This is a genomic window from Aquimarina latercula DSM 2041, from assembly GCF_000430645.1.
In the GTDB taxonomy this organism is placed as follows: domain Bacteria; phylum Bacteroidota; class Bacteroidia; order Flavobacteriales; family Flavobacteriaceae; genus Aquimarina; species Aquimarina latercula.
The window spans coordinates 115,588-133,371 of record NZ_AUMK01000015.1 but is presented as its reverse complement, the minus strand read 5'-3'; the positions used below and the strand labels follow the sequence as shown (position 1 = coordinate 133,371).

At 33.6% G+C, this 17,784-nt stretch carries 18 protein-coding genes and 5 tRNA genes; all 23 read right to left on the bottom strand.

Going from position 1 to position 17,784, the window contains the following annotated elements; genetic code table 11:
• Window positions 1-50 precede the first annotated feature (50 nt).
• Complete coding sequence (gene rplL / locus H526_RS0115210; RefSeq protein ID WP_027393800.1) at window positions 51-425, bottom strand: 50S ribosomal protein L7/L12; 375 nt, start codon at window positions 423-425, stop codon at window positions 51-53.
• 69 nt (window positions 426-494) lie between these two features.
• Entirely contained in the window at window positions 495-1,016 is a 522-nt protein-coding gene (gene rplJ / locus H526_RS0115205; protein WP_027393799.1) for a 50S ribosomal protein L10, read from the bottom strand.
• 15 nt (window positions 1,017-1,031) lie between these two features.
• On the bottom strand, window positions 1,032-1,727 hold the full coding sequence (gene rplA / locus H526_RS0115200; protein ID WP_027393798.1) for a 50S ribosomal protein L1: 696 nt from the start codon (window positions 1,725-1,727) through the stop codon (window positions 1,032-1,034).
• Window positions 1,728-1,745: 18 nt separating this feature from the next.
• A complete protein-coding gene (gene rplK / locus H526_RS0115195; RefSeq protein ID WP_027393797.1) occupies window positions 1,746-2,183 on the bottom strand; it encodes a 50S ribosomal protein L11 in 438 nt (145 codons plus the stop codon).
• 77 nt (window positions 2,184-2,260) lie between these two features.
• Window positions 2,261-2,815 (bottom strand): transcription termination/antitermination protein NusG, encoded by a 555-nt coding sequence (gene nusG / locus H526_RS0115190; protein WP_027393796.1) that lies wholly within the window; start codon window positions 2,813-2,815, stop codon window positions 2,261-2,263.
• Between the two features lie 6 nt (window positions 2,816-2,821).
• On the bottom strand, window positions 2,822-3,019 hold the full coding sequence (gene secE, locus H526_RS0115185; RefSeq protein ID WP_027393795.1) for a preprotein translocase subunit SecE: 198 nt from the start codon (window positions 3,017-3,019) through the stop codon (window positions 2,822-2,824).
• Window positions 3,020-3,109: 90 nt separating this feature from the next.
• Window positions 3,110-3,182: transfer RNA gene (locus H526_RS0115180), tRNA-Trp, on the bottom strand.
• Window positions 3,183-3,239: 57 nt separating this feature from the next.
• Window positions 3,240-4,427, bottom strand: a complete 1,188-nt coding sequence (tuf, locus tag H526_RS0115175; RefSeq protein ID WP_027393794.1) for an elongation factor Tu — start codon at window positions 4,425-4,427, stop codon at window positions 3,240-3,242.
• A gap of 58 nt (window positions 4,428-4,485) precedes the next feature.
• Window positions 4,486-4,557, bottom strand: a tRNA-Thr gene (locus tag H526_RS0115170).
• Between the two features lie 125 nt (window positions 4,558-4,682).
• A tRNA-Gly gene (locus H526_RS0115165) sits at window positions 4,683-4,755 on the bottom strand.
• Between the two features lie 33 nt (window positions 4,756-4,788).
• Window positions 4,789-4,871 (bottom strand) — tRNA-Tyr (locus tag H526_RS0115160).
• A 122-nt stretch (window positions 4,872-4,993) separates the two neighbouring features.
• Window positions 4,994-5,067: transfer RNA gene (locus H526_RS0115155), tRNA-Thr, on the bottom strand.
• A 101-nt stretch (window positions 5,068-5,168) separates the two neighbouring features.
• On the bottom strand, window positions 5,169-5,471 hold the full coding sequence (hpf, locus tag H526_RS0115150) for a ribosome hibernation-promoting factor, HPF/YfiA family (protein ID WP_027393793.1): 303 nt from the start codon (window positions 5,469-5,471) through the stop codon (window positions 5,169-5,171).
• Window positions 5,472-5,538: 67 nt separating this feature from the next.
• Window positions 5,539-6,429, bottom strand: a complete 891-nt coding sequence (locus tag H526_RS0115145) for a tyrosine-type recombinase/integrase (RefSeq protein WP_027393792.1) — start codon at window positions 6,427-6,429, stop codon at window positions 5,539-5,541.
• Window positions 6,430-6,553: 124 nt separating this feature from the next.
• Window positions 6,554-6,748 (bottom strand): 30S ribosomal protein S21, encoded by a 195-nt coding sequence (gene rpsU / locus H526_RS0115140; RefSeq protein ID WP_025743950.1) that lies wholly within the window; start codon window positions 6,746-6,748, stop codon window positions 6,554-6,556.
• A gap of 226 nt (window positions 6,749-6,974) precedes the next feature.
• The gene (locus tag H526_RS0115135) at window positions 6,975-8,354 is read right to left on the bottom strand and encodes an alpha-amylase (RefSeq protein ID WP_027393791.1); all 1,380 of its coding nucleotides are present in this window, start codon (window positions 8,352-8,354) and stop codon (window positions 6,975-6,977) included.
• Between the two features lie 494 nt (window positions 8,355-8,848).
• Entirely contained in the window at window positions 8,849-10,828 is a 1,980-nt protein-coding gene (locus H526_RS30940; protein WP_027393790.1) for a thiol-activated cytolysin family protein, read from the bottom strand.
• A gap of 440 nt (window positions 10,829-11,268) precedes the next feature.
• Window positions 11,269-12,432 carry an acyl-CoA dehydrogenase family protein gene (locus H526_RS0115125; RefSeq protein ID WP_027393789.1) on the bottom strand — a complete coding sequence of 388 codons (1,164 nt, stop codon included), beginning with the start codon at window positions 12,430-12,432 and terminating at the stop codon, window positions 11,269-11,271.
• A gap of 116 nt (window positions 12,433-12,548) precedes the next feature.
• Window positions 12,549-13,421, bottom strand: a complete 873-nt coding sequence (locus H526_RS0115120; RefSeq protein WP_027393788.1) for a ComEA family DNA-binding protein — start codon at window positions 13,419-13,421, stop codon at window positions 12,549-12,551.
• A 20-nt stretch (window positions 13,422-13,441) separates the two neighbouring features.
• Window positions 13,442-15,016, bottom strand: a complete 1,575-nt coding sequence (locus tag H526_RS0115115; RefSeq protein ID WP_027393787.1) for an alanine/glycine:cation symporter family protein — start codon at window positions 15,014-15,016, stop codon at window positions 13,442-13,444.
• Window positions 15,017-15,115: 99 nt separating this feature from the next.
• Complete coding sequence (locus tag H526_RS0115110; protein ID WP_027393786.1) at window positions 15,116-16,123, bottom strand: potassium channel family protein; 1,008 nt, start codon at window positions 16,121-16,123, stop codon at window positions 15,116-15,118.
• A 2-nt stretch (window positions 16,124-16,125) separates the two neighbouring features.
• Window positions 16,126-16,347, bottom strand: coding sequence for a PspC family transcriptional regulator (locus tag H526_RS0115105; protein WP_035085698.1), 222 nt, complete (start codon window positions 16,345-16,347; stop codon window positions 16,126-16,128).
• A gap of 17 nt (window positions 16,348-16,364) precedes the next feature.
• Entirely contained in the window at window positions 16,365-17,672 is a 1,308-nt protein-coding gene (locus tag H526_RS0115100; RefSeq protein ID WP_245591212.1) for a DUF2851 family protein, read from the bottom strand.
• Window positions 17,673-17,784 lie beyond the last annotated feature (112 nt).

Here is a 17,784-nt window from a genome sequence, read left to right as displayed (position 1 = left end):
CTTAGAGAAAATTCTCCAGGTCTAAACCTCTATGTCAATATTTGGTAAGCTTACTTAAGCTCAACCTCTGCTCCAGCCTCTTCTAATTGAGCTTTAAGAGCTTCTGCTTCATCTTTTGCTACTCCTTCTTTGATTGCACTTGGAGCACCATCAACTAATCCTTTAGCGTCTTTAAGACCTAGACCAGTTAATTCTTTTACTAATTTTACAACTGCTAACTTAGCACCTCCTGGAGCTTTAAGAATTACATCAAATTCTGATTTTTCTTCTGCAGCTTCACCACCACCAGCACCACCAGCAGCAACAGCTACTGCAGCAGCAGCAGGCTCAATACCATACTCTTCTTTTAGTATATCTGCTAATTCATTAACTTCTTTTACAGTTAAGTTAACTAATTGTTCTGCGAAATCTTTTAAATCTGCCATTTTCTATCGTTTTAAATAATTTTTTTTTAATTGAAATATAATTTGTTAAAAAGTGCGTACACGCTTAGATTATCCTTCTTTTTCGGATAATGTTTTAAGAATACCAGCAATAGTACCACCACTTGACTTTAATGCTGAAATAACATTCTTAGCAGGTGATTGTAATAAGCCAATAATATCTCCGATAACTTCTTCCTTAGACTTGATATTAACAAGTGCTTCTAGATTCTCATCACCAACAAAAATCGCTGACTCTACGAAAGCTCCTTTTAATACAGGCTTCTCAGATTTCTTACGAAACTCTTTAATAACCTTCGCTGGTGCATTTCCAGTTTCGGAAAACATAATAGAAGTATTACCTTTTAATACCTCAGGTAATTCTCCAAACTCCTTATCTGATTTCTCCATTGCCTTAGCAAGGAGCGTATTCTTAATTACTTTTAATGATACGTTAGCTTTAAAACAAGCTCTACGTAAATTTGAAGTTGTTCCTGCATCTAATCCTGAAATATCAGCTAAATAAATATTAGAGTTTTCAGCTAACTGAGCAGTTAAGTCTTCAATTACTTGTGATTTTTCTTCTCTTGTCATAATCGTATATCTTAATTACCCAGCAAAGTGCTTAGAATCAATTTCTAAACTAGGGCTCATAGTAGAAGACATATAAATAGATTTTATATATACACCTTTAGCAGCCACAGGTTTTAACTTCACCAATGTTGTTAATAATTCTTTTGCATTTCCTGCTATCTTATCAGCAGAAAAAGATGACTTCCCAATTGCAGCGTGAACGATTCCTGTCTTATCAACTTTGAAATCTATCTTACCAGCTTTAACATCAGAAACAGCCTTAGCTATATCCATAGTTACAGTACCAGTCTTTGGGTTAGGCATTAAACCACGAGGTCCTAAAACTCGACCTAATGGACCTAATTTACCCATCACACTTGGCATAGTGATAATCACATCTACATCAGTCCATCCACCTTTGATTTTATCAAGATACTCATCAAGACCTACAAAATCAGCACCAGCTTCTTTAGCTTCAGCTTCTTTATCTGGTGTTACCAATGCAAGAACTTTAACATCCTTTCCTGTTCCGTGAGGTAAAGTTACCACACCACGTACCATTTGATTAGCTTTACGTGGATCTACGTTCAAACGAACTGCTAAATCTACAGATGCATCAAAATTTACGTTTGTTATTTCTTTTACTAAAGCAGAAGCTTCGTCTACTGAATATGATTTATTCTTTTCAACTTTAGCTCTAACTTCTTTTTGCTTTTTAGTTACTTTTGCCATTTTCTACACGTTTTTGGATTAAAAAGGAGCTTGTCCTTTTACAGTTACACCCATTGAACGAGCGGTACCGGCTATCATTTTCATAGCAGATTCAACAGTAAATGCATTCAAATCTTGCATTTTATCTTCTGCTATTGCACGAACTTGATCCCAAGTAACACTAGCTACTTTCTTACGATTTGGCTCTCCTGAACCCTTTTTCGTTTTTGCTGCTTCCAGTATTTGAACTGCTGCAGGTGGAGTTTTAATTACAAAATCAAAAGATTTGTCTTTGTAAACATTGATAACAACTGGTAATACTTTACCAGCCTTATCTTGTGTTCTACCATTGAATTGCTTACAGAATTCCATGATATTCACTCCGGCAGCACCTAAAGCAGGTCCAACTGGTGGGGACGGATTAGCCGCTCCTCCACGTACTTGAAGTTTTACAACCTTACTTATCTCTTTAGCCATTTTTCTAATTTTAAATTAGAATTGTTCTATAAAGTGGAAGCAATAAGAACAATTCAGGATATATAATGTAACAATTATTATACTTTTTCTACTTGCATATAGCTTAATTCTAATGGTGTTTTTCTTCCAAAAATCTTTACCATTACCTCTAGCTTACGCTTTTCTTCATTTACTTTCTCTACTGTACCATTAAAACCATTAAATGGACCATCAATTACTTTAACCGTTTCTCCAACAGTATAAGGAATTGCAACATTATCAGTTTTTACAGCAAGTTCATCAACCTTACCTAACATTCTATTAATCTCTGCTTTTCTTAAAGGAACAGGATCTCCACCCTTTACTTCTCCAAGAAAACCAATAACTCCATTAATAGACTTTATTATATGAGGAATTTCTCCAGATAGGTTAGCTTCTATCATAACATACCCAGGAAAATACACTCTTTCCTTATTTATTTTCTTTCCGTTACGGATTTGCACCACTTTTTCAGTAGGAACTAAGATCTGAGAAACATAATCCTCCATACCCATATGAGCGATTTCTCTCTCTATATAGTCTTTAACCTTATTTTCTTGACCACTTACAGCACGTACTACGTACCATTTCTTTGTATTACTAACTTCAGCCATACTAATTTATGATTTAACTAAAGTAAAATAATACTCTATCAAATTACTGAATACAGTATCCACTCCCCAGATAGCTAAGGAAAAAATAACAGAAAATACAATGGTAACTAAAGTTAGTCTTTGTGCTTCTGCCCAAGGAGTCCAAGTAACGTGGTTTTTCAACTCGCTATATGATTCCGAAATATAATTTATTAATCCAGCCATCTTTCTATTCTTTTTAACGACAAACCTGTCACTTGAAACTTATCTTAAAATCATTATGCTTTTAAGCATATATAATTCAAATTTTCTAAGCACGGGTTGAGAGGCTCGAACTCCCGACACCTGGTTTTGGAGACCAGTGCTCTACCAACTGAGCTAAACCCGTATACATAAGTCAAGGTATTCGTCGTAACGAATACCTTTCCTTATATCATCTATATTATTAGTCTAAAATTTCAGTTACCTGACCGGCACCTACTGTTCTACCACCTTCACGGATAGCAAAACGAAGACCTACATTCATTGCAATTGGCTGAATAAGCTCAACAGTAATAGTTAAGTTATCTCCAGGCATCACCATCTCAACTCCATCAGGAAGCGCAATGTTTCCAGTTACATCAGTTGTACGAACGTAGAACTGAGGACGGTAGTTATTATGGAATGGAGTGTGACGTCCACCTTCTTCTTTCTTAAGGATATATACCTCAGCTTTGAATTTAGCGTGTGGAGTTACAGATCCTGGCTTAGTAATTACCATACCACGAGAAATCTGAGTTTTCTCAATACCTCTTAATAAGATACCAGCGTTATCTCCAGCTTCTCCTCTATCAAGGATTTGACGGAACATCTCAATACCTGTTATAGTAGAAGTTAATTTCTCAGCACCCATACCGATGATCTCAACAGGATCTCCAGTGTTAGCAATACCTGTTTCTATACGACCAGTTGCTACAGTACCACGTCCAGTAATAGAGAATACATCTTCGATCGGCATTAAGAAATCCTTATCGATTTCACGTAATGGCTCCTCAATCCAAGCATCTACTTCTTTCATTAATTCTAAAACCGTATCAACCCACTTTTGTTCTCCATTAAGAGCACCAAGTGCAGATCCAGCAACTACAGGTCCATTATCTCCATCATACTCATAGAAAGAAAGAAGATCTCTAACTTCCATCTCTACTAATTCTAAAAGCTCCTCGTCATCAACCATATCCACTTTATTAAGGAATACAACGATTCTTGGAATACCTACCTGACGTCCTAAAAGGATGTGCTCACGAGTTTGTGGCATAGGTCCATCAGTAGCAGCTACCACTAATATAGCACCATCCATCTGCGCAGCACCAGTTACCATGTTCTTTACGTAATCGGCGTGACCTGGACAGTCAACGTGTGCATAGTGACGGTTAGCTGTTTGATATTCTACGTGAGATGTATTAATTGTAATACCTCTTTCTTTTTCTTCTGGAGCGTTATCGATAGTATCGAAATCTCTAGCCTCAGAAAGACCAGCATCTGCCAATACCTTAGTAATAGCAGCCGTTAAAGTTGTTTTACCGTGATCAACGTGTCCAATAGTACCAATATTTAAGTGCGGTTTGGAACGATCAAAAGTTTCCTTTGCCATAATTAATTTATTTAATCTTAGTTATATATTAGTGTTCAATTAATGCTTCTGAACCAAGAGCCAATGACGAGATTTGAACTCGTGACCTCTTCCTTACCAAGGAAACGCTCTACCCCTGAGCTACACCGGCTTTTTAAAGTACACAATGATAAACCAGAGTCCTTTATTTAGCATAAAAAGAAAACCGATTCATCACATTCTATTTTAAAAATCCAATGCTAATAATGCATCAAGATTAGCTCTGTATTTTTTAAGAGCGGGAGACCAGGTTCGAACTGGCGACATTCAGCTTGGAAGGCTGACGCTCTACCAACTGAGCTACTCCCGCGATTTACAATTTTGAAATCAAAATTGAAGGTTGTGGGGAGAGCAGGATTCGAACCTGCGAAGTTAAAAAACAACAGATTTACAGTCTGTCCTCGTTGGCCGCTTGAGTATCTCCCCAAAAAAAATCATTATTTTAGAATGAACTTCTAAATTTCGAAGCGCAAAAGTAATCAAATATTTTACAATTCAAAATTTTACAAAAAAAAGGTTTATTTATTTTCAAACTTAACCTTTTTTTGAGCCGATGGAGGGACTCGAACCCACGACCTGCTGATTACAAATCAGCTGCTCTAGCCAGCTGAGCTACATCGGCTTTTGGTTACTTTTTTAAGCATAAAAAAGTCCGCTATTTCTAACGGACTGCAAATGTATAGAATTTATTTATTACACAAAACATTTTTTTAAAAAAAATCATCAAACATGTGCATTTAATTTTTCCTTGCGTTTCCTTAACTGTCTCTCCAATGAACTAACACACTCATCCACACCTTCTTCGAAACTTTTATTTATTTTTTTGATTATAAACTCATCTCCTGGCACACTAAGCAAAATTTCTGTGATTTTATTTTCCTTACCACTCGTATTCATAACTTTTAGAAAAACATCAGCATAAATAATACGACTAAAATGATTTTCCAACTTATCCAATTTTGCTTGAGTAAAATCTATCAACTTCTGATCTACATTAAAATTTACGGATTGCAAGTTCACTTTCATAGGTGTTATATTAATTGGTTAAACAAATACTTAAAACCTAAAAGAAATTAACAAAGCAGCTTATAGTTTATTTTTTATTCCTTGGATGGGATTGTTTATACACTTTTGCCAACTGTGCTATACTTTGATGCGTATACACCTGAGTAGCTGCTAAACTAGAATGACCTAGCAATTCTTTTACAGCGTTTAAGTTCGCGCCTTCATTAAGTAGATGTGTCGCAAATGAGTGTCTCAATATATGCGGACTTCTTTTAACTTTTGAAGATACATTACTAAAATAGCCATTTATGACTCGATAAACAAGTGTTTCATATATTTTAACTCCTTTTTCTGTAAGTAGTAACGAAGAATCTCCCAACTCTTTAACTACATCTTTACGCAACTCTATATACTGCTCTATAGTTTTAATAACCGAAGGGATTAATGGAACATACCGTTCTTTATTTCGCTTCCCTAAGACTTTGATCTGCTTAGATGAGACATCAACATCTTTAAGCTTAAGATTCACCAATTCGATTCTACGCATTCCAGTTGCATAAAATAACTCCACAATTAACCTATCCCTAACACTTTTAAAATCCACACCACTAGACAACTCTTCTAAAACGAGATCAACCTCTGCATCCGAAAATGGTATTTGAAGTTTGTTAGAAGCTTTTAACGCCTTATGTTTAGCTAACGGATTCTTATCTATCTGCTCCGACTTAAGCAAGAATTTAAAATAAGTCTTAAGAGAAGACACTTTTCTATTAATTGTTCTATTCGAAACTTCTTTATCAACCAGACTAACTATCCAAGAACGGATTTGAGTATAATCCGATTTTGAAATATCTTTTACATCGTATTCATCTTCATAAAATTGAACAAAAGACAGCAAATCCGCTTTATAAGCAGCAACAGTATGTGTAGAGTATTTTTTCTCTAAAAGTAAATAATCTACAAACTCTTTAATAAACATAAAAAAAAACCATTAGACCGCAAAAGTATAAAACTTTTACATCTAATGGTTCAATTTATATATACTGAAAAACGAAGTTCGATTTCTATACAAGAAATCAAAACATACAACGTTTCAACATTTTTTAAATTTCCTCTTGATCTCTTAAGTGCTGAATGTACTGCGCTTTTTGAACTTGAGCTCTGCGCTCTACAGAAGGCTTTGTGAACGCCTGACGCTTACGCAGCTGACGCATAGTTCCTGTTCTGTCGAATTTACGCTTAAAACGTTTTAACGCTCTATCTATATTTTCTCCGTCTTTAACTGGTATAATTAACATAGTGTTACCTCCTTTCTTTAAAAATTAGGGTGCAAATATAACACAAAAGTATTATCTACAAAGCTTTTTCTTCACGAAGTTAATTATTCTTCATTTTTTATTGTAAACATTCGAATATCATCATAAAAAAAAACAGCTCCTCTATCTATATAATTATTTAATAGAAATAGGAGCTGTCCTTGATTTATACAGTATCTTTTTACACAAGTAACAATATACCCAATCCTTACTTAAGAGACCATACAGTATACCCTTTCGGCGGAGCTTGTATTTTAACCCATTTCCCTCCTTGAGTTACCGGCTCCCAGCTCGAATTACCTGTATAATCTTTTATTCTTCGGCTAGACCAGTTTGTCTGAATCCATCTTTCTTTCCACGAATTAGAATTATTGATATACACAATTAAACCATTCTTTCCTCCACCACCATTTCTTCTAGCAATATACTCATCGTTATCTGTCCATAAATTTGAAGTATTACCTCCGGCCAAGTTATTATGAATCCATATAAGATTGTTCAGCTTATTTTTATCCAACCAGTCTTCGTAATCCCTATAAAAAAGTGCAGGATATCCTTCGTGAGTTAAAATATAAGCGTATGCTAATAACTTATTGGTATAAATTTCATCAGTATCATGATTAGCTACAAAAGTAACAGCTCTACTGGCATTTCTTTTCCAAAGCATATCTCCACTAAGTGCATTTAGATTATTACCTACGAACGCGTCCCGCATTTTATAATAGCAAGCAAAATCAAATGCGGACATCTGTGCTTCATTTGTCCACCAATCCAAGGTATTTACATTTCCATCCCAATATTCTCCAACACCAAAGCCACCTGTTGACTGACGAAATTCTTTTGCAACCCAAGGAGCAAAACCTTTTACATAATCAAACCTATATCCATCAAACCCCATAGTGTTAGTATAATACTTCGCCACAGAGTTACTTCTCTTCCATAACCAGTCCTGAACATATGTTTTGTTATGGCTTAAATCTGGGAATCCTCCAAAGAAACCACTATCAGAATTATAGGCTTCATTTGGGTGAAAATCATACTTTGTTCTATTAAACTTATTAGACAATGGATTAAATTTTGTGTACGTCTCTTTTCCTGCAAATTCATTCGGTTCTAAATCCCCACCGCTATTATGATTAATAACAATATCAGCAATCACACTTAAACTGTTACTATGAGCCGTCGATATAAGACTTTCGAGCTCGGATCTTGAACCAAATCGTGTCTCGGTACTTCCCATTTGGTTATATTCTCCAAAATCATAATAATCAAAGGGATCATATCCCATAGAGAATGGCCCATTCTGTGCTTTACTTACTGGCGGTAGCCAAATAGCATCAACACCTGCATTACTCCAAGCATTAACTTTTCCTTTTACAACATTCCACCAAGTACCACCTGCAGGAACATCCCAATAAAAAGCTTGCATCATCACCCCAGATCCAATAGCTTTAAGACCTGCTCTAGTAGAAGTTGATTCCTCTGGTTTGATCGACTCAGGCTCTACTGAATCTAGAACCTCGTCTTTACCGCATGAAACGATAAAAAATACCGTCAACAGAAAATAAACGAATTTAATAGTTTTCATAAAAAGTGTTTTTTGTGTTAAATTTCTCACAATGTAATATTTTTACATACACGAAAACGTTTGAAGAACCACTCAAACGTTTTCGTGTTAATAAAATTTTATCATGTATTCAAAAATGAGCGCTAAAAAGTAGCAAATTGTCATTTTGTAAAGACAATAAAAAGAAAATTCTCAGTTCGGACTTAATTTTCATCTCTAGATCAAGGATTTTAAACAGTATAGATGAAATATTTCGGCAATAATCTCTCTTAAGATTATGGAAGTCTTTCCGTCTATTGTTTCATTTTAGTCTTGGGTTATAAAATCCAAATCCTATGTTTTACCTTGCTATTCATTTTAAAAAGAAAATTCAAACTTTCAAAATAGAAATATATCAGAAACCCCGAAGCAAAACCTTCGGGGAGTCATGAAAAGTAAACTTGGGGAAAGGGTTTTAGGGCAATTACTATAAATAAGTAGGTAAGATTTACAGAGACATAATACTCAACAAACTATTATTGCAGTACTCTAACTCCTGAATAATCAGCTTCAAAATCATCAACCTCTCTAATTCTTCTATACACATTTCTTCTCCTCGCATTCAAATCATTTAAATACATCATAAGATCACCTTCTTCATTAATTAGCAAAAGCTCTTCTACTCCTCCTAAAAAACGTATTACAGCCGCAGCTCCTATTTTATTAAAACTGTCGTTACCTTCATTTTTTAGTAATACCGATAAATTTTGCGTTTCTACATTATCCATAGCTGTACTACTGGAAAAAAGGTTTTGCATAAACTCTGGCGACCCATCAGAAAAAACAATAGAAGTCATTCTATTACCATCAGCCAAGTTAGAAGGTAATCCTGCAGCCGCCGAAACACCTTCTGCAGAAAAAGGGAAAGGTGAATCAGAAGTACTTAAAATAGTATCGACATTTTCAGTATTGGAAGCATAAACTCCAATTGGATTTGTATCATTAATATCAAAATTTTCATTCACAAAAAACCGATGTGACCTAATCCCTCCATTATCAATAAATATCACAGTGTTTTCAGGAAATCCTTTATCAGTTTCTGTATGTTTGAAACCAGCCCCTACGTTATCCAAATCACTAACTCCTAATGGACCATCAGGATCATTATGATCAAATACTCCTAATACTTCTGCTAATCCTGCGTCATAAATAGCGTATCTATCACCTGCTTCATTATAAACACCTATGACGGCATCTTTAATATTGAAAGCTGCTCCTATACGATCATCGGTACCAAAAATATCAACCAGATTTTGATAAGCTCTTAGTGGTAGTTGCCCTTTTAATTCGCAAGTAGTTCTACAGAACTCTGTAGCTAAATCTACACCAACAATTTGATCAGGTCGTTCCACGCTTCTTACCACATAAGAAACCGGCAATGCAAAACGTAAATCAGAAGTTTCTCCTAATGCTGAAGCAATATCTCGAATATTGGTTTCACCAATCAACTCAAAAGCACCACTAGAAGGCCCTCCATATGCAATTACCTTTATTTTTAAGTCATTTAAGCTTTCAACTGAAGAAACATCCAAGCCAGCGGAAGCATTAACCGCAAGACCTCTAAAACTCGCATTGATACTTGCATCCATTTCTTGACGAGAAGAAGTCGATTCTATCAACATGTAAAAAACACGTCCAAAAGTTACAGAGGAAATAAAAGTTGCCGGATTATCACCTTGTACAAATGGTGCTAAATCTTCAGGAGTAACACTTTCGCCAAAAATTTGCCCAATTTCGGTAGGCAAATCAAAACTCATTGTATACATACTTTGGTCTAATTTAACTAACGTACGATTAAATTCTTTTTCTGTGCTAAAACTAAAATTGCTAGAAACATTCACTCTAAATGCACGTACATTAATACCTAATTCTATCGCCAACTGCTCTTCAGACTCTACCTGCTCGATGTCCACTGTAAAATTTGCTGGAGCTTCTTCTCCTGATGTGCTGATAATTTGGTTTATAGCATCTTGAATCGTACTTCGTTTCACCTCATCTACTTCTACAGAAGATTGTAAATTTCCGTTATTAATATTTATAGAAATAGTTCCTCCTGCTCTTTCGACTACAATAGGAGAAGGCGTAGGCTCGGACAAAGTTTTTCCTTGTAATAAATTACCTGGAAATATTACATCTGCATTTGTATCAAATAAATTAAATTTTCCTGTTCCATCCTTCAAATCTATAGTTTCGGTAACGCAAATAAATCTCGAAGTGGTTCCATCTGCATTACTCTCATCTAATGCAGTTTCTTCTATAGATATAACTTCCTCTATTCTTTCTTCATTAAAAGAAGGAATCTCGTTTCCGACAGAAAACACATCTTCATATGTCAAAGGTTCTTCTCCAACAATCGAGTTTTCTTCATCAGATGAATCATCATTACTACACCCAAAAGTGAGACATAAAAAAAACAATGTGTTGAGTTTAATAAAAAGTGTTATTAGCTTTTTCATAATTAATTAAAATATTTTTAAATAAATGATTTGTGACGCAATACTACAACCGCAGTACGCTGCAAAAAAAAAGAAGTAAGATGAAGACGAAAAAAAAGCGTTTAGAAGGAAAAAAAAAACGGTTAAAGGGAATACTATAATACCTCTACTGATTTAGGATTATCGTATCTATATCAGGGATAAAGTTTACAAGTTGGTGTATATTGATCCAATTTACATTTGGAAGTAAAAAAAATTATCAATCCTTCTTTTGATTAAAAAACTTGTACTATTTCATATAAACACTAGCTAGACAATAAGAAGAAAAAAGGCTTTTTATATGTCTTAAGTTTATAGACATATAAAAAGCCTTTTAAAATTTTATAAGCAAGCGAAACATCTTCTTATAATTACCATTTTGGCAAATTAAAAACAATTTTCGCCAAAAAAGCAACCTATAATTATGATTTCACAGCTGGTTTGTATTCTTTCTTGTCGATTACCATTTTGGCGATAATCTCTCTTAAAATTTCAGAAGTACCTCCTCCTATTGGTCCCAATCGGCTATCTCTAAAAAGTCTTGCTAATGGATATTCTTCCATATAACCATATCCTCCTAATAATTGTAGACATTTATAAATCACCTCATCAGCTATTTTTGTCGACATTAACTTAGACATACTTGCTTCTTTTACCACATACTGCCCATCATTTAATCTTTTAGCTATAGAATAATTAAACTCTTTACACATTTCTAATTCACTAGCCATATCAGCTACTGAGTGACGAAGAGCTTGAAACTTATCGATTGTTTTCCCAAAAGCTTCTCTTTCGCTCATATACTTGATTGCATAATCTAAAGCATATTCGGCTCTTGCATGAGCATTGATACCCATTATCAATCTTTCTAATGCAAAATGCTGCATAATATATGAGAAACCTTTGTTCTCTTCTCCCATCAAGTTATTTCCAGGTATTTTAACATTATCAAAAGCTATCTCCCCAGTATCGGATGCTCTCCAACCTAATTTATCTAATTTAGTAGCAGAAATACCCGGAGTTTCTCTATCCATTATAAAAATACTAATCCCTTTATTACCAAGTTCTGGAGTAGTCTTAGCAGCTACTATAAGATAATCACTATAAACTCCATTGGTAATAAATGTTTTAGAGCCATTAATAACATAAGAATCTCCTTCTTTTACCGCAGTAGTCCTCATACCCGCGACATCAGAACCACCAAATGGTTCGGAAATACATAGGCATCCTATTTTTTCTCCAGAAATACTAGACCTAAGATATTCTTCTTTAATTCTATGATCTCCTTCTTTATTTACATGAGTCATTGCCAAATAAACATGTGCCCACATAGCCGCAGCAAAACCGCCAGAATTTATTTTCTGTAACTCTTCTAAAAATATTACGGTATAAAAAAGATCTAGTCCCAATCCTCCATATTCCTCTGGATAAGCTATCCCAAAATAACCCATTTCGCCAAACTTCTCCCAAATGAAACGTTCAATATCACCAGTCTTTTCCCACTTTTCTATATGTGGGACTACTTCTTTTTGTAAAAAATCTTTTAGACTTTCTCTAAATAATTCGTGCTCTTCTGTAAAATACATGTTGTTTAAATGATAACTTTGATTTATATAGCTAACATATTACCATAAATAAAAACATAAAAAACTCTTCTAAGAATTTACATATTATCAATAATCACGGTAATTTTTTCCGATTTTTAATTTAATTCCAAATATAATGCTATTCTATCTATTTTTTCTAAAGAAAAACCCTCAATTTTTCCTAATTCTTCAAAATTAGAAATCCCTTGATGTGCATCTATAAAATCTTTAATTTCTAACGCAGTCTCAAAATCAAAATAAGGAACTTCCATTAATTCCTTTACTGAAGCATTATTAATATTAATCTTTTCAAATCTTCTTATTTCTTTAACAGTATATAGAGATAGAATTTTTTTACGCTGATTATCATACAAGCCTTCAACATCTTTAAGCTGTACATCGCTTATAAAGCCACCTAATCTATCTCTACATTTTATAATCCTCTCTGCAATAAAATCGGGCACACCAATAATATCTTGAAATTCCTTAGAAGTAACACCATTAAGATCCTCTTTTTGAGCAAAAGATTTTATAGGATATCGTACATTATTATAAGGTTTTGATTTTTTAGAATTTTGTACCCAATCAGGAAATTTAAATAAAGGTGAAATTACTGCTAATAATGAATCAGAAACCCCAGTAACCCTTTTAAAATCTGATACAGAATTTATCCATTTATCTTTTTTTCGATATGCATAAAGTTTATCCAATTCACCTGTCGTCATTCCCAAAACGTATCCTTTATAATCCGTTATGAAATTTGGATTAAACTGCTTTAATTTATACTCCTTTTTCTTTTTAAGTGCTTCCTTTTTCAATGAATCTATCTGTACCTGATATTCTGTATAAGCTACAAAGTTGTCCTCACTACTTATAGTGTTAGGAAAAAAATACAACACTCCTATTAAAAAGAACATTAATAGTGCTAAAAGAAGAATCCCATTTCGGAAACGTCTGTGTATCTCGAAATGGGATTCAGTATTTTTCATGTTAAGACGATAAATAAATCTTAATTTTTAGAAGCTTTTATAGCATCTCTATACTTTTTCAATTCTTCTCTTACTCTAGGCAATAATAAAGAAACTCCTATTAAGTTAGGGACAGCCATTGCAAAAATCATTGCATCAGAAAAATCTGTAACTGCACCAAGACTTATAGAAGCGCCAAGAACTGTAAACAAACAAAATACTATTTTATAAGTCATTATATTCCTTTTGGTTTTTCCAAATAAGAACAACCAAGATTGTAATCCATAATAAGACCAAGAAATCATAGTGGAAAAAGCAAACAATACAACAGCAATAGTTAATACATAAGGAAACCAAGGAATGGCACTTGCAAAGGCATTAGAAGTAAGTTGAACTCCTGAAGCTGCACCTGGATCTAAATAATTACCTGTTATAACAATTACTAATGCAGTAATAGTACAAACAACTACAGTATCAATAAATGGTTCTAACAAAGCTACTATACCTTCACTAGCAGCATAATTTGTTTTTACTGCGCTATGAGCTATTGCTGCACTTCCGACTCCTGCTTCATTAGAAAAAGCCGCTCTTCTAAATCCTTGAATCAAAACTCCAACAAAACCTCCAACAACTCCATCTGGAGCAAATGCTCCATTAAAAATAGCAGCAAATGCACTCCCAATTTCACTGAAGTTCATCCCAATTACTACAAACGCAGCTAACAGATAGATTCCAACCATAAAAGGAACCACTTTTTCTGTAACCGAAGCAATTCTTTTCAACCCTCCAATAATCACTATACCAACAAATATAGCCATTACAATTCCGAATATTAATCCTGAACTACTTCCATCAAAACCAGCAATTTCATTAAAAATTTGTGCAGCCTGATTACTTTGGAACATATTTCCTCCACCAAAAGAACCACCAATACAAAATATAGCAAAAAGTACTGCCAAAACTTTTCCTAATCCAGCGGCACCTTTTTCTGATAAACCTTTTTTAAGATAGTACATTGGACCACCATATACCGTTCCATCTTCTCCAACGTCTCTATACTTAACCCCTAATGTACATTCTGCAAATTTAGAAGTCATTCCTAATAAACCAGCCACAATCATCCAAAACGTAGCACCTGGTCCACCTATCGTAATAGCTATTGCTACACCTGCTATATTCCCTAAACCAACTGTACCAGACAATGCAGCTGTTAGCGCTTGAAAATGAGAAACTTCTCCTTCTTGACTTTCATCTTTAATAGTATCCACTATATCACCATCAACAACATTAACATTAGTATCTTCTGGTTTACCGTGATCATCAATTTCATCGTACTTACCTCTTACCACATTAATCGCTGTTGCAAATCCTCCAATATTAATAAACTTAAAATAGAATGTAAAAAAAGTTGCAAACCCTAGTAACATTATTACTACCCATGGAATACCAACACCTTCAGTTATTGGTATTTGATAAAAAATAGCGTTAACAAACCAACCTGTATAATCCGCAAATACCTCATTTATTGTTTCATCTAAACCTTTTTCTGCAGTCTCCTGCGCAAATGTTAAAAATGGGATTGTGAGTGCTAAAATTGAAAGAAGAATTCTCTTCATAATGTGTGAGTTAATTGAATTTAGTTTTTTAGAAGTGAGCAAGATGCTAAAAAAAACCATTGTTTACAATAATTTAACGATTAAATCTTTTATGCTAATCTAAATATTAAATTCTTTATTCAATTGATTTACCTGCTCAGGTCTTCCTAGGACAACAACTTTAGAACCTGGCTTTAAAATGGTATCAGCTTCTGGGTTTACAATATATTCGCCTTCAGGAGACTTATAACCTATGATAGTACATCCTGTCCTTGATCGCATAGCAATCTCACGAATAGTTCTCTCTTTTTTATCATCAAACAAATCTTCAAAAGAAACCTCTTCTATATTTATAGATCGCTTACCAACTATTGATAAATTATCTAAAAATTCGATTAAATCCGGCACCACAACTAAAGAAGCCATATGATCTCCTCCGATTCTATCTGGCATAATCACATTATCTGCTCCTGCCAATCTTATTTTCTTATAAGAAGCATCTTGTGATGCTCTACTAATAATTTTAAGGTCCCTGTTAATTTGTCTTGCGGATAACACTATAAATAAATTATCAGCATCTTCTGGTAAGGTACAGATTAAACAAAAGGCTTCTTTTATTTTAGCGTCTATTAATACATTATCTTCTGTGGCATTTCCTTCTAGAAAAAAAAGCTCATCACTTTGATATTTTTCGATTACTGCCTTGTCATTTTCTATAATAATAAAAGGCTTATTATATGCCAACAGTTTATCTGCAGCTTGTTTACCATTTCGACCATAGCCGACAATAATGATATGATTTTCTAGTTTGTTCATCATTTTTTGCAGTTTTCGATGTTGTACTCTTTGAGGATCACTTTTCCCTACAATATATTCTGTTATTACGGATAAGGAATATCCTAAAATTATTGCACTTGTTGTTATTAAAAAAACCGTAAATAACTTTGCTGTATCATCTAGTGGTTCTACTTCTCCGAACCCTACAGTAGACATTGTAATAACGGTCATGTACAAGGCATCGATCCAAGAATAATCGGAAAAAAAACGGAAACCTATTACTCCTACCGCAACTACAGTAATTAGTAAAGCTAAGGCTATATATATTTTAGACCCAAATCGCTTTAACATACTTATAAATCAAAAACTGAAGTTCTTTTAGTATACACCAAATCCTTTAATTTTAACCAAAAGGCCATATTAAGATAAATCACAAACCCTAATCCTGCCGTAGCAAAGGTTAAATAAATAAAGAACAAGCGTACATTTTTAGCACGCATTCCTAACCTGTCTGCAAGCCTACTGGAAACATAAAATCCATTGCGCTCCAAAAAATGTCTTAAATTATAAAGCATAATGCAAAATAATTATATTATCCTAAACTACCTTCTCTATTCAATAAATAATTACCTATGGAACATTTTAAACAAGCTTTTTTATCACAATAATTGTTTTTAAGTTCAATCATAGATTGTGAATGTAATGCATCATCCATACGCACTCCCAAATCAATAAAATGATTCGTAATATTATTCTTTTCACAAGGTAATTGTGACATTAATCCAAATATTTCCTCTTCTACATCTTTTCCAATATCCCTAGCATATAAAAATTTCAAAGGAATAATCGTATTTATCAAAATCAAGTTTATAAATGACTTTGTTATTTTTTTACCTCTCGAACTGGATTCCTTATCAAAAGTATAATGCGTTTCCCAGAACTCACTCGCACTTACATCAAATAGTTCATAAAACATATCGAGATTATTCATACTCATAACCTCACTAAAAAGTTGGTTATTTTTAAAATAAAGACTTGCTAATTGAGATATTCGAATTGTAGGAAAATTAGAAGGTCTTAATCTAAAAAACTTAAAAGGTATCACTCCTTTATTTTGTAATTTAAATTTATTTTTCAAAAAGGCATACTGTTTTAAAAGCTTCTGTACATATGGAACACTAGAGTCTACATCTAGCAAATTAGCTTGTCCAAAAAATAGCGCTTCTAATTGTTCTACATTTGTACTACATTTCCTTAAACAAGGGAACCCAAATGAATTAGCTAGACTTAAAAATGCATCACCATTAACTTTTAACCCAAAATTTTTTGCTAATAACTTAAAAAGCACCTCTTCCCAATCGTTTGATGATTTTTTTAATAATTCTCTAATTTGGGATGACTTATACTCCAAACGTTCTATATATAATCTTTCTTGCCAATTAGAAATTGTAAAACTTGACACTTCTGGAAGTTGTTTCTCGCACTGAATCCAGTTGGTAGTTTTATTCTGAAAAATTTTTTGATACTGAATAAGTAAAGATGTACCTACATAATCTTTAAGTTGCAAAGTAGGTAAGCGAGAATTATCGTTTCTAAAAACTTCGATATCATCATTCCATACCACATGCAATATAACATTATCGTATGCCGGATCTATCTCATGATGATGCACATACCAATCACTAGACTTTATATGAATCTCTAAATTTCCTGCCCATTTCTGATCATTAATTATTAATTGTGCATTAAAAAAATCTGGCCCAGAATTCAATTGATTATGATCTCCAACCCTAAGAAGCACTAAAGATTGATTATCAGTAGTTTTTAGATTCGAAAAATTGATTTTTTTGTATTTCCAGATATAATGTAGAAAATCTTCATTCATAAATAAATCATTCATTTAAAAAATTATCACAGTTGATATAAACATTATCATTTGTTCATATACTTTAGATGTGTCTTAAAAAGATGAAATGTTACCCTGCTACGAATAACTTATAAAGAATATTACA

Excerpts from the sequence above, each read along its gene's own strand:
- rplL (WP_027393800.1), bottom strand. The coding sequence starts at position 425 with ATGGCAGATTTAAAAGATTTCGCAGAACAATTAGTTAACTTAACTGTA.
- rplJ (WP_027393799.1), bottom strand. The coding sequence starts at position 1,016 with ATGACAAGAGAAGAAAAATCACAAGTAATTGAAGACTTAACTGCTCAG.
- rplA (WP_027393798.1), bottom strand. The coding sequence starts at position 1,727 with ATGGCAAAAGTAACTAAAAAGCAAAAAGAAGTTAGAGCTAAAGTTGAA.
- rplK (WP_027393797.1), bottom strand. The coding sequence starts at position 2,183 with ATGGCTAAAGAGATAAGTAAGGTTGTAAAACTTCAAGTACGTGGAGGA.
- nusG (WP_027393796.1), bottom strand. The coding sequence starts at position 2,815 with ATGGCTGAAGTTAGTAATACAAAGAAATGGTACGTAGTACGTGCTGTA.
- secE (WP_027393795.1), bottom strand. The coding sequence starts at position 3,019 with ATGGCTGGATTAATAAATTATATTTCGGAATCATATAGCGAGTTGAAA.
- tuf (WP_027393794.1), bottom strand. The coding sequence starts at position 4,427 with ATGGCAAAGGAAACTTTTGATCGTTCCAAACCGCACTTAAATATTGGT.
- hpf (WP_027393793.1), bottom strand. The coding sequence starts at position 5,471 with ATGAAAGTGAACTTGCAATCCGTAAATTTTAATGTAGATCAGAAGTTG.
- H526_RS0115145 (WP_027393792.1), bottom strand. The coding sequence starts at position 6,429 with ATGTTTATTAAAGAGTTTGTAGATTATTTACTTTTAGAGAAAAAATAC.
- rpsU (WP_025743950.1), bottom strand. The coding sequence starts at position 6,748 with ATGTTAATTATACCAGTTAAAGACGGAGAAAATATAGATAGAGCGTTA.
- H526_RS0115135 (WP_027393791.1), bottom strand. The coding sequence starts at position 8,354 with ATGAAAACTATTAAATTCGTTTATTTTCTGTTGACGGTATTTTTTATC.
- H526_RS30940 (WP_027393790.1), bottom strand. The coding sequence starts at position 10,828 with ATGAAAAAGCTAATAACACTTTTTATTAAACTCAACACATTGTTTTTT.
- H526_RS0115125 (WP_027393789.1), bottom strand. The coding sequence starts at position 12,432 with ATGTATTTTACAGAAGAGCACGAATTATTTAGAGAAAGTCTAAAAGAT.
- H526_RS0115120 (WP_027393788.1), bottom strand. The coding sequence starts at position 13,421 with ATGAAAAATACTGAATCCCATTTCGAGATACACAGACGTTTCCGAAAT.
- H526_RS0115115 (WP_027393787.1), bottom strand. The coding sequence starts at position 15,016 with ATGAAGAGAATTCTTCTTTCAATTTTAGCACTCACAATCCCATTTTTA.
- H526_RS0115110 (WP_027393786.1), bottom strand. The coding sequence starts at position 16,123 with ATGTTAAAGCGATTTGGGTCTAAAATATATATAGCCTTAGCTTTACTA.
- H526_RS0115105 (WP_035085698.1), bottom strand. The coding sequence starts at position 16,347 with ATGCTTTATAATTTAAGACATTTTTTGGAGCGCAATGGATTTTATGTT.
- H526_RS0115100 (WP_245591212.1), bottom strand. The coding sequence starts at position 17,672 with ATGAATGATTTATTTATGAATGAAGATTTTCTACATTATATCTGGAAA.